The organism is Azohydromonas lata NBRC 102462, from assembly GCF_001571085.1.
Lineage (GTDB): Bacteria > Pseudomonadota > Gammaproteobacteria > Burkholderiales > Burkholderiaceae_C > Azohydromonas > Azohydromonas lata.
This window is the reverse complement of record NZ_BCTC01000013.1, coordinates 83,021-94,130: the sequence shown is the minus strand read 5'-3', so window position 1 is coordinate 94,130 and position 11,110 is coordinate 83,021. Positions and strand designations below refer to the sequence as shown.

General features: G+C 71.6%; 7 protein-coding genes. 4 read left to right on the top strand and 3 right to left on the bottom strand.

The window, feature by feature from the left end; genetic code table 11:
- The 3 genes from ALA01S_RS34380 to ALA01S_RS07335 form a co-directional block, all read left to right on the top strand.
- Nucleotides 1-2,004: VCBS domain-containing protein (locus tag ALA01S_RS34380; protein WP_218011437.1), on the top strand; the 2,004-nt coding region annotated here is incomplete at its 5' end.
- A 245-nt stretch (nucleotides 2,005-2,249) separates the two neighbouring features.
- Nucleotides 2,250-3,554, top strand: a complete 1,305-nt coding sequence (locus tag ALA01S_RS07340; protein WP_066334121.1) for an efflux RND transporter periplasmic adaptor subunit — start codon at nucleotides 2,250-2,252, stop codon at nucleotides 3,552-3,554.
- A gap of 2 nt (nucleotides 3,555-3,556) precedes the next feature.
- Nucleotides 3,557-5,689 (top strand): site-2 protease family protein, encoded by a 2,133-nt coding sequence (locus ALA01S_RS07335; protein WP_066334118.1) that lies wholly within the window; start codon nucleotides 3,557-3,559, stop codon nucleotides 5,687-5,689.
- A gap of 14 nt (nucleotides 5,690-5,703) precedes the next feature.
- Here ALA01S_RS07335 and ALA01S_RS07330 read toward each other — a convergent pair whose 3' ends face one another.
- From ALA01S_RS07330 to ALA01S_RS07320, 3 genes are all read right to left on the bottom strand, one after another.
- Complete coding sequence (locus tag ALA01S_RS07330) at nucleotides 5,704-7,476, bottom strand: sensor histidine kinase (protein WP_157118807.1); 1,773 nt, start codon at nucleotides 7,474-7,476, stop codon at nucleotides 5,704-5,706.
- Nucleotides 7,477-7,644: 168 nt separating this feature from the next.
- Nucleotides 7,645-8,115, bottom strand: coding sequence for a MarR family winged helix-turn-helix transcriptional regulator (locus tag ALA01S_RS07325; protein ID WP_066334112.1), 471 nt, complete (start codon nucleotides 8,113-8,115; stop codon nucleotides 7,645-7,647).
- A gap of 71 nt (nucleotides 8,116-8,186) precedes the next feature.
- Nucleotides 8,187-9,155 (bottom strand): Bug family tripartite tricarboxylate transporter substrate binding protein, encoded by a 969-nt coding sequence (locus tag ALA01S_RS07320; protein WP_066334110.1) that lies wholly within the window; start codon nucleotides 9,153-9,155, stop codon nucleotides 8,187-8,189.
- 258 nt (nucleotides 9,156-9,413) lie between these two features.
- On the opposite strand from ALA01S_RS07320, the gene ALA01S_RS07315 reads away from it, so the two are divergent.
- The gene (locus ALA01S_RS07315) at nucleotides 9,414-11,105 is read left to right on the top strand and encodes an FAD-dependent monooxygenase (RefSeq protein ID WP_066334107.1); all 1,692 of its coding nucleotides are present in this window, start codon (nucleotides 9,414-9,416) and stop codon (nucleotides 11,103-11,105) included.
- The last annotated feature ends 5 nt before the right edge of the window (nucleotides 11,106-11,110 follow it).

Below are 11,110 nucleotides of genomic sequence, written 5' to 3'. Positions count from 1 at the left end.
ACCGAGACCTTCACCGTCCAAAGCCTGGACGGCACCGCTTCGCAAACCGTCACCGTCGTCATCACCGGCGCCGAGGACAGCGCCGTCATCAGCGGTCGCGACACCGGCGCGGTGACCGAGGACGCCAGCTCGCCGACCCTCTCCGACAGCGGCACGCTCGCCATCAGCGACGCGGACGGCGGCCAGGCCGCCTTCACCGGTACGGCGGACGTCGTGGCTGCACCCGGTACCTTGGGCAGCCTGGACATCGCTGCCAACGGCACGTGGACCTACAGCGTCGCCAACAGCGCCGTGCAGTACCTGGTGGCCGGACAGAGCAAGTCCGAAGTCTTCACCGTCCGGTCCGTGGATGGCACGGAGCACACGGTCGAAGTGACGATCCACGGCACGGCCGACGCGGTCACGGTGAGCAGCCCCGAGGTCAACGAGGCCTCGCCCTGGGCCGTGTTCACAGTCCGCGGCAACGCCGGCGAGCCGCTGCGCCTGCAACTGGCCGACGGCAGCGCCACGGGCGCAGGCACCGATTTCGCGTCAAGCGGCGCAGGCTTGGAAATTTCCCTGGATGGCGGCCGCACCTGGAGTGCCTATGCCGGCGGCGCGACCCTGCCCGCCGACGGCGTGCTGCTGGCACGCACGCCCATCGTCAACGACGGCGTGAGCGAGGGCGCCGAGAGCTTCACCCTGACGGCCACGCCCGTGGGAGGCCTGGCCGCCGTGGGCACGGCCACGGTACGGGACGACGGCACAGGCACCGTGTTCCGCAACGACGGCAGCGCCGATGCACAGGCGCTGCTCGACGACGACCGGGCCGTGAGCGTCTCCAGCGTGCGCATCAACGAGGCATCGCCCTACGCCGTCTTCACGCTCAGCGGCGGCGCGGCGCAGCAGGTGCAACTGGCCCTGGCGGCCGGCACGGCCGATGCCGCGGACTACGGCGGCACCGACACGGCCCACCCGCAGCTGGAAGTGTTCGACGGCAACCAATGGGTCCAGTACCAGGCCGGCAGCTGGACACGGCTGGATGCGCAGGGCCGCTTGCTGGTGCGCACCGCCATCACCAACGACGCCCTGGACGAGGGCGACCACGACTTCGCGCTGCGCGTGCAGACCACGGGCGGCGGCCGCTACAGCGGCACCGGCGTCATCGACGACCACGGCGGCGGCAGCCTGTTCCTGGCCGGCAACCACAGCGGCCTGGCTGACACACCCGGCACCGCGGGCGCGCCCCGGCTCGACGACGACAGGCCCGTCCCGGTACCTGTGCCGGTGCCGGCGCCGGCGCCCGCACCGGAGCCGGCACCCGCGCCGGCCGTCGTGGCACCTGCACCCGTACCGGCAACGGTACAGCGCTTCGACTCGGCGCTGGCATCGCCCGTCTTGGCCACTGCGACGGACCCCATCGTCCTCGCCCCGGTGCAGTCCAGCGTGGCCGACACGCGCGACGTGGGCGACATCTACACGCGCTCCAGCGGCTTCCGCACCATGGTCACCCCGGCCAACGAGCCCACGCTGCGCACCTTCCGCGGCCTGGAGGACCAGGTGGTGCCCGCGGTCAGCCAGATCAACCTGCAAGTGCCTGCCGACGCCTTCGTCCACACCGACGCCAACGAGACGGTGACGCTCGTGGCCACGCTGGCCGACGGCCGGCCACTGCCCACGTGGCTGCAGTTCGACGGCAAGGCCGGCACCTTCACCGGCCAGCCGCCGGCGGGCAAGGCGCTGGACCTGCGCATCAAGGTGCAGGGCCGCGACTCGCAGGGCCGCGAAGCCAACGCGATGTTCCGCATCAAGTCCGCGCCCGGGACCACCCCTGGCGCCGCACCCGAGGGCCTGCCTGAAGCCGAACAAGGCGCCAACGCCCCGGCCACCGGCGTGGGCAGCCGCGGCGGCCTGGACGCGCAGCTCATGCGCGGCGACGCGCTGGGCCAGCGCCAAGGCCTGTGGCAGTCGCAACGCAACGGGCAGAAGATCGCGCAACGCCCAACGGTGCGCCGTGGCGCCTGACGCCAACTTTGTCGCGCCGGCCCGCTGAACGCCATGCCCGCCCCGTTCCCTCGGCGGGGCGGGCATGTTCAGATGGCGGCCTGCCCATGACGGTCCGTTGCACGGCCCGCGGCCTTCAGCGCACGCCCTTGCCGCGTGCCCGCCCATGGGCTGGAAGGCATGGGACACGGCGCCCCTCAGGCCATGCGCAGCCCCTCATGCGCGCAAGGGCCGATGCGCCCCCGACATGACCCTCAGGACAAGCCATGAGCTTTGACAGTCAGGACGTTTTGCACCTGCTGGCCGCCACGCGCAACGCCGATGGCGCTGCCGCACGCCGCTTCACGCTGCTCAACCGCACGCGCGAGCACGTGCCCTACCACGCCGCCGTGTTGTGCCAGGACGGCGAGTTGCTGGGCCACTCCGGCGCCAGCCGGATGGACACGCTGGGCCCCTACGCCCAATGGCTGCAGCGCGTGGCACGCGAGCGCGCCCACCAGCCCGGTACGTTTGAAGCCGCGGACCTGCCCGCGGCCCTGGGCTCGGCCTGGAACGAATGGTGGCCGCCCTACGCGCTGTCGCTGGCGGCTGCGCAGGGCCGCCAACTGCTGCTGGTGCGCGAGCTGCCGTGGACGGCGGCGGAAGCCGATGCGCTGCACGAGTGGTTCGACACCTGGCAGCTCGCCGAACAGGCGGCCGACGCCCAAGCGCCCCGCCGCGTCGTGGATTTCCAACTGCTGCGCCGCCGCCTGCGGGAAGTGCGCCTGCGCAGGAAGACCGGCCTGGCGCTGGCCGCCGTGGCGCTGCTGCTGGCCTTGCCCGTGAAGCTGACGGTGCGCGCGCCGGGTGAAATCGTCCCTCGCGAGCCCACCGTGCTGCGCGCCAGCGTAGACGGCATGGCGCGACGGCTGCTGGTCGAGCCCAACCAGGCGGTCCAGTCCGGTCAGTTGCTGGCCGAGCTCGACGACGCGGCCGCGGCCAGCCGGCTGCTGGTGGCGCGCCAGGCGCTGGCCACCGCCGAGGCCGAGTGGCGCCAGACCATGCAACAGGCGCTGGACGACCCGCGGGCCAAGGCCCAACTGGCCGTGACGCAAGGCCGCATGGAGGAAAAGCGCACCGAGGTGGCCTACCTCAGCGACCAGGTGCGCCGCACCGAGGTGCGCGCGCCGCACGATGGCGTGGTGCTGGTGGACGACCCCGGCAATTGGGCCGGCCGCACCGTGACTGCCGGCGAACCGCTGCTGCGGCTGGCCAAGCCGGACGACCAGGAGGTCGAGGCCTGGCTGCCCGTGGCCGATGCCGTGGAACTGGGCGATGGCAGCCCGTTGAAACTGTTTCTCGCCAGCCGGCCGGCCAGCCCGGTGCAAGCCAGCTTGCGCCTGTATGCGTTCGAGGCGTCGCAACGCCCCGAAGGCGGCCTGGCCTACCGGCTGCGCGCCAGCCTGGCCGGTGCGCCCACCGAGCGGCTGGGTGCACGCGGCACGGCCCACGTGGACGGCCCGCGCGTGCCCTTGGTGTACTGGGTGCTGCGCCGCCCGCTGGCTGCATTGCGCGAAGCCACCGGCTGGTGAGCATGGGCGCCGCACTGCAACTGCCGGCCGGCATGGCGCTGGCGCCGCCCCCGTGGCCGGCACTGCGCCAGGAGCTGCAACTGCACCACGCCCCCGCGTTGGCCGACGGCTCGCCAAGCTGGACGCTGCACGACCCGGTGCGCCACCGTTTCACGCGCATCGACTGGATCACCTACGAAGTGCTGCGGCGCTGGTGGGTGGCCGACGCAGCGCTGATCGCCGAGGAGGTCAACGCGCACACCACGCTGGCCATCTCGGCCGAGCACGTGCAGCAGGTGCTGGAGTTTGCGCGGCGCAACGAGTTGACGGAGCCCACCGCCGCGCTGCCCGCGCCGCCGCGCGTGAGCGGGCTGCGTGCCGCGGCCACCTGGCTGCTGCACCACTACCTCTTCTTTCGCATACCGCTGTTCAGCCCCGACGCACTGCTGCAGCGGCTGTTGCCCTGGGCCCGGCCCCTGGGCAGCCGCTCCTTCGGACGGGCCACGCTGGCAGCGCTGCTGCTGGGCCTGCTGGCCGTGGTGTGGGACTGGAGCGCCTTCACCACGCAGGCGGTGGACATGCTGTCCTGGCGCGGGCTGGCCTTGTACGGCGTGACGCTGGTGGCGGTGAAGATCGCGCACGAGTTCGGCCATGCCTTCACGGCGCGGCACCACGGCTGCCGGGTGCCGACCATGGGCGTGGCCTTCATGGTGCTGTGGCCCGTGGCGTACACGGACACGTCGGAAGTCTGGCGCCTGTCGGACGCGCGTGCGCGCCTGAGCGTGGCACTGGCCGGCGTGCGCACCGAGCTCACCATCGCGGCCTGGGCCACGCTGGCTTGGGCGCTGATGCCCGATGGGCCCTTGCGCGCGGTGGCCTTCACGCTGGGGACGCTGACATGGGTGAGCACGGTGGCGGTCAACCTCAGCCCCTTCATGCGCTTTGACGGCTACTTCGTGCTGTGCGACCTGCTGGACCAGCCCAACCTGCACGAGCGCAGTTTCGCGCTGGCCCGCTGGTGGCTGCGCCGCGTGCTGCTGGGGTGGGAAACCCCAGCGCCTGAGGAGATGGCGCCGGGCCTGCGCCGCGCGTTGATGGCCTTTGCCTTCGTGACCTGGGCCTACCGGCTGACCTTGTATTTGGGCATCGCCTGGCTGGTTTATCACTTTGCGATCAAGGCGGTGGGCATCGTGCTGTTCGCCGTCGAACTGGGATTTTTCATCATGCTGCCCGTGATACGTGAGCTCAAGCTTTGGCACGCCGGCCGCCAGGGCTGGCGCGGCAGCCGGCGGCTGCGCCTGACGCTGGGCGTTGCGGCGGCCGTGGCCGCTGCGGGCTTCGTGCCCATGGCGGGCCACGAAAGCGCCGGCGCCGTGCTGCAGCCCGCGCAACACCTGGCGGTGCGGCTGCCCACCGCCGCCGTGCTCGAAAAGATGCACGTGCAACCGGGCCAGCAGGTGAAGGCCGGCACCTTGCTGCTGGAGGCCTCCGCCTCGGCCATGGAGCAGCGGCTGCAGGCGGCGCAGGTGCGCATACGCCAGTTGCAGGCCCAGGTGGCGGCCGCCAGCGTGGACACGCAGCAGCAGGCGCAATGGGGCTCCTTGCAAAAGCAACTGGCCACGGCGCGGCAGGAGGCCGTGGCGGCGCAGGAGGACATGGCCCGCCTGCGCCCGCGCGCGCCCTTTGACGGCGTGGTCATGGCCGTGGACGAAGCCGCACGCGCGGGCGGCGTGGTCAGCCCCCAGCAGACGCTGCTGCAACTGGCCGAGCCCAACCGCTGGCGCGTGGTGGCGTATGCCGGTGAGACCACGGCGCGCGCGCTGCAGCCCGGCGACGGCGCCCGCTTCGTGGCCGATGCCGCCCCCATGCGCGGCTTGAGCGCGCGCGTGGTGAGCGTGGCGCCGCACGCCAGCACCGTGCTGGCCGAGCCCATGCTGGCGCAGGCCCATGGCGGTGCGCTGGAGGCCACGAGCCAGGGCCGTGAATGGCTGCTGGCGCAGCCCATGTACCGCGTGGAGCTGGAGCTGCTGGCGGATGCTTCCCTGTCGCCGCGGCAGTGGCGCGGCCATGCCGTGCTGGCGCAGCCGGCGCGCAGCGCCTGGGAGCGGGTGTGGACGGCGGCGGCGGCCGTGATGGTGCGGGAGCTGGGATTCTGAGCGCTGGCCGCTGACTAGGCCGGCTCGGCCTGCGGGCATTCCAGCGTCAGCGTGACGCTGAAGACGGCGCCATGTCCCGGCTCGCTTTGCAGCGCCAGCTCGCCGCCCATGCTGTCCACCAGGCGGCGGACGATGGACAGGCCCAGGCCGCTGCCGCCAAAGCGCCGCGTGGTGGAGCTGTCGGCCTGGGTGAAAGGCTCGAAGATGCGGGCCTGCTGCTCGGCCGTGATGCCCATGCCCGTGTCCGCCACGTCAAAGCGCAGCGTCACCGTGCGCCGCGTGCGGCCCATCTCGCGCACGCGCAGCTCCACGCTGCCCGCGGGCGTGAACTTCACGGCGTTGCCGGCCAGGTTGAGCAGCACCTGCTTCACCCGCAACGGGTCGCCCACGAGGTGCACGGACGACAGCGGCGCTGCGCTCATGTGCAGGGCCAGGCCCTTGGCATCGGCCTGCGGCTGCACCAGCACCCGCACGGCTTCCAGCAGCTCGCCCAGGTCGAAGGGCACGGCTTCCAGCTGCAGTTGCCCGGCCTCTATGCGCGAGAGGTCCAGCACGTCGTTGGTCAGCGCCAGCAACTGCTCGCCGGCTTGCTGGATGTGACCCACGTAGTCCGCGGCCTTGGGCGGCAGCGCCATGTGGCGCATCAACTGGCTCAGGCCAATGACGGCATTGAGCGGCGTGCGTATCTCGTGGCTCATGTGGGCCAGGAAGGAGCTCTTGGCGCGGCTGGCCGCTTGCGCCTGCGCCTCGCTCGCGCGCAGCGCCTCGTTGGCCCGCTCCAGCCGCCGCACGCCGGCCACGAACAGCCAGGCCGCGGCCACCAGCGTGATGCTGAACAGCACCGTGACCGCCAGCGTGAGGGTGCGCGTCTGGCGCCACTGCGACAGCGCCTCCTCCATGGACGTGGCCACCGACACGCGCAGCGGCAACTGGCCGATGCTGCGGTAGGCCGAAATGCGCTCCATGCCGTCCAGCGGGCTCCTGACGATGGCGTGGCCCAGGTCGTCCAGGGTGAGGGCCGTCGCGCCCTGGCCGCCGAACGTGCTGCCCAGGCCCTGGCTCACGCCGCCCACCACGCGGGCGCGCACCACGCCGTCCATGCCCAGCAGCATGACCTCGCCCTGCGCGCCCAGCTCCACGCCGCGGAACACCTCCTCGAAGTAGTCCGGGTCCAGCGAGGCCACCACCACCCCGAGCACGTGGCCGTCCTCGGTGCCGATGCGGCGCGAGAGCTGCAGGCTCCAGCGCCCGGAGACCTTGCCCAGCACCGGCTTGCCGACGAACAGGCCGTTGTCCGACAGCAGCGCCGCCGCCGCCGGCACGCTGCCCGGCTGCAGGTGCACGCGCACGTGCTCGCGGTCGCTGAAGTCCATGCGGCCGGTGCGGCGGCCCAGCGGATCGAGGTTGGAGCCGACGAACTTTCCCTGCCCATCCAGCAGGGAAAGCTGCAACAGGATGCGTGGCGCCAGGCCCGTCTCGTTGGCGTAGCCCACCAGGTCGGCCGGGGTGAAGGTGTCGTCGTGAAAAGCCTCGCTCACGCGCAGCGTGGCCTGGTCCACGGAGGCCAGCACGCGCAAGGTCTGCTCCTGCAGCGCGCGGGCGAGATTGGCGTTCTGCCGCACCTCGGCCTCCACGGCGTCATCCCACTTCATGCGCAGCAGCACGCCGGTGACGCCCCAGACCACCAGCAGCAGGCACACGGCCGCCAGCATCACCAGCCGGCTCAGCGGCCAGCGGGGCATGTGGGTGGACAGGGATTTCGCGGCCCTGAGGAAGGCATCGAGCATCGAGGGCAATGGCAGCGTGGACAGGGCGCGGCGCGGGCCTTGGGCCGCGCCGGCAGGCCGCATTGTGCCCAGGGCGGGCGTGGTGGGCTGCGCGAATGCCTGATGCTTTTGGAGTGGAAGCCGCCGGCTGCCGGCTGGGTCATGAAGCGGCCCCGGGCAGCTCCCGCCCTACTCCTCCACCTCGTACCCCAGCGCGCCCATGGCATGGCTCACCAGCCGGTCCAGGATACGGTCGAGCTGCTCGCGCTCCGCGCCGTCCAGACAGGCCACGATCTGCTCGTTGCGCCGCCTGATCTCGCCCTTGAGCTTGCGCCACAGCGCCTGCCCCTGCGGCGTGAGATTCAGGACGACGCCGCGCCCGTCCACGGCGCTGGTCTGCTTGTCCACCAGGCCCTGGTCCACCAGGGTCTGCGCCGCGCGGCTGGCCTGGCCCTTGGTGAGGTTGGCCAGCCGCGCCAGGTCGTTCACCGACAGCGGCGAGAACGAGCCCACGGCCGAAAGGCAGCGCGCCTCGTTGAGCGGGATACCGATGGCCTCCTGGTACGCCGCCTGGCTCACGCGGTCCGTCAGCTTGGACAGCGTGTGCAGGCGGTGCGTGAAGGTGCGGTCCAGTTCAAAGTCGGCTTTCTTCGCTGCCATGGTCGCAGAGGCGGTGGGTTCGGGTCGGGGCGGAACTTACCCCATTTGCCGCGTGGGCCGGTGGCCGTACGTCAGTCCAGCCGGATGTCGTTGGCGCGTATGACCTTGCCCCACTTCTCGCGCTCGCTCTTGGCATAGGCCGCCATCTGCTGCGGCGAGCTGGGAATGGCCTCCAGCCCCAGGGTCTGGAAGCGGGCCTTCACCGCCGTGGTGTCCAGCGCCGCCAGCAGCGCCTTGTTCAGCGCCGCGATGGCCTGCGCCGGCGTGGCCGCGGGCACCACCAGGCCCTGCCAGGCGTAGGCCTCGAAGTCCTTCACGCCCTGCTCCTGCAGCGTGGGCACCGTCTCGAAGCCGCTCACGCGCTTTGGGCTGGCCACGGCCAGGGCGCGCAGCTTGCCGGAGAGGATGTGCGGGTAGGCGCTGGCCGTGTCGGCGAACATGAAGGGCACCTGGCCGCCGATGACGTCCTGCACCGCGGGCGCCGCGCCGCGGTAGGGCACGTGCGTCAGCGCCAGGCCGCTGCGCTCGCGGAACAGCTCGGTGGCCAGGTGGTGCGGGCTGCCGGCGCCGGGCGTGGCGTAGGTGATGCCCTGCGGCTGCCGCTTGGCCCAGGCCAGGAACTCGGCCAGGTTCTTGGCCGGCACGCCGGTGTTGACCACCAGCAGCATGGGGAAGCGCGTCATCAGCCCCACGGGCGCGAAGTCCTTCTCCGCGTTGTAGGGCAGCTTGGCGTAGAGCGAGGGGTTGGCCGCCAGCGTGGCCGTGTCGGCCGTGAGCATGAGGTGGCCGTCGGCCTTGCCCTTGGCGACGTAGTCCGCGCCGATGTTGGTGGCGGCGCCGGGCTTGTTGTTCACGATGATGGTCACGCCCAGCAGCTTGCCCATGGGCTCGGCCAGGGTGCGGGCCACCACGTCGGAGCCGCCGCCGGCCGGGTAAGGCACGACCCACTCTATGGGCTTGTCCGGAAAGGCCAGCGCCGCCAGCGGCGCGGCGAGGGCGGCAAAAAGTACGGCGCGGCGCAGGGCGCTGACGGTGGGCATGTGGTCTCCTGAAGGATGGGGTTCGTGCTTGTTCGTGACGTGGCGGCTTGCCGCGGGCGCACGGCCGGGTGCCAGCTCTTGCCTTGACTTTACTCAAAAACATCTGCGCGTACAACTAAGTAAAACCACGCTGTTCAACCGGGGCCCGTCTCGGCGCAAAATAGTTGTACGTACAGATGATTCAACGCCCCGGCCTCACAGGCCATGCCCTGGGAACGGGTTTAAGAGGGCGCCGCGCAACACCCCTGGAGACAGCACATGCACAAGCCGAGTACCGAGCCCCGCCCGTCCATCTACTACGACTACAAGGTCCACAAGCCCTGGCTGCCCTCGGCGCATGGGGCGCAGGCGCGGCAGCAGGTGGTGATCGTGGGCAGCGGGCCGGCGGGCATGGTGGCGGCGCTGGAGCTGGCGCGCCACGGCGTGGCCAGCGTGCTGCTCACGGCGGAGCTGCAGGTGTCGCAGGGCAGCCGCGCCATCGTGTTCACGCGCCGCTCCATGGAGATCCTGCAGCAGCTGGGCGTGGCCGAGCGCATCACCGAAAACGGCCTGCCCTGGCGCTTCGGCAACTCGTTCTACCGGGGCCAGCGCGTGTTCCGCATGGAAGCGCCGCACGACGCGGACGACCGCTTCTTCCCCATGACCAACATCCAGCAGCAGTACCTGGAGGAGTACCTGCTGGACGCCTGCGCGGCCAGCCCGCTGATCGACCTGCGCTGGGGCAACAAGCTCACGCAAGTGCAGCAGAGGGACGGCTTCGCCAGCCTGGAAGTGGACACGCCGGAAGGCCCCTACACGCTGGAGAGCGACTGGGTGGTGGCCGCGGACGGCGGGCGCTCCGGCATACGCTCGGCGCTGAACCTGCAGATGGAAGGCGCCTCCTACGAGGGCTTCTTCGTGATCGCCGACATCCGCGTGGACCTGCCGCTGCCCACCGAGCGCCTGGCCTTCTTCGACCCGGAGTGGAACCCGGGCAACACCATCCTCATGCACCGCGAGCCGCACGGCATCTGGCGCGTGGACTACCAGCTCCCGCCCGGCGAGACGCCGCAAGAGGCGCTGGAGCCCGCCTCGCTCAAGAAGCGCATAGACGCCCAACTGGCCATGATCGGCCACGCCGGCGCGCCCTGGGAGATGGACTGGTGCTCGGTGTACTCGGCGCGCACGCTGACGCTGCCCAACTACGTGCACGGCAGCGTGCTCTTCACCGGCGACGCGGCGCACCTGCTGCCCATCTTCGGCGTGCGCGGCGCCAACACCGCCTTCCAGGACGCGCAGTCGCTGGCCTGGCACCTGGCCTTCGTGGTCAAGGGTCTGACCAGCCAGCGGCTGCTGGCCAACCACAGCGCCGAGCGCGTGGGCGCGGCGCGCGAGATCATCGACGAGGCTGGCAAGAGCACGCGCTTCATGGCGCCGCCCACGCGCGGTTTCAAGCTGCTGCGCGACGCGGTGCTGTCGCTGTCGCTCACGCAGCCCTTCGTCCGCCCCCTGTACCACTGGCGCACCTCGCGGCCGCACGAGTACACGCACTCGGCACTCAACAGCCGCGGCGACGACAACGCCCTCTTCACCGCCGGCCCGGCCCACGGCGCGCCGCCGCAGAACGTGCGCCTGGGCGCCGACGATTTCCTGCTCGACCACTTGGGCGGCGGTTTCGACCTGCTGTATTTCACCGAAGGCGCAACGCTGCCGGCCGCGCTGCTGGAGGTCGTGGAGGCCACGCGCCGCCGCGGCGTGCCCGTGAAGGTGGTGGCCATAGGCGCGGCGCAGCCCGTGGCCGGCGCCGACCTCACGCTGCCGGACGCCGACGGCCATGTGCGCACGCGCTACGGCGTGCAGGCCGGCGGCGCCGCCTACCTGCTGCGCCCCGACCAGCACGTGTGCGCGCGCTGGCTCACGCTGGACGCCACGCGGCTGCAAGCCGCCTTCGCCGCCGCCCTGCCCCGCTGAGGACA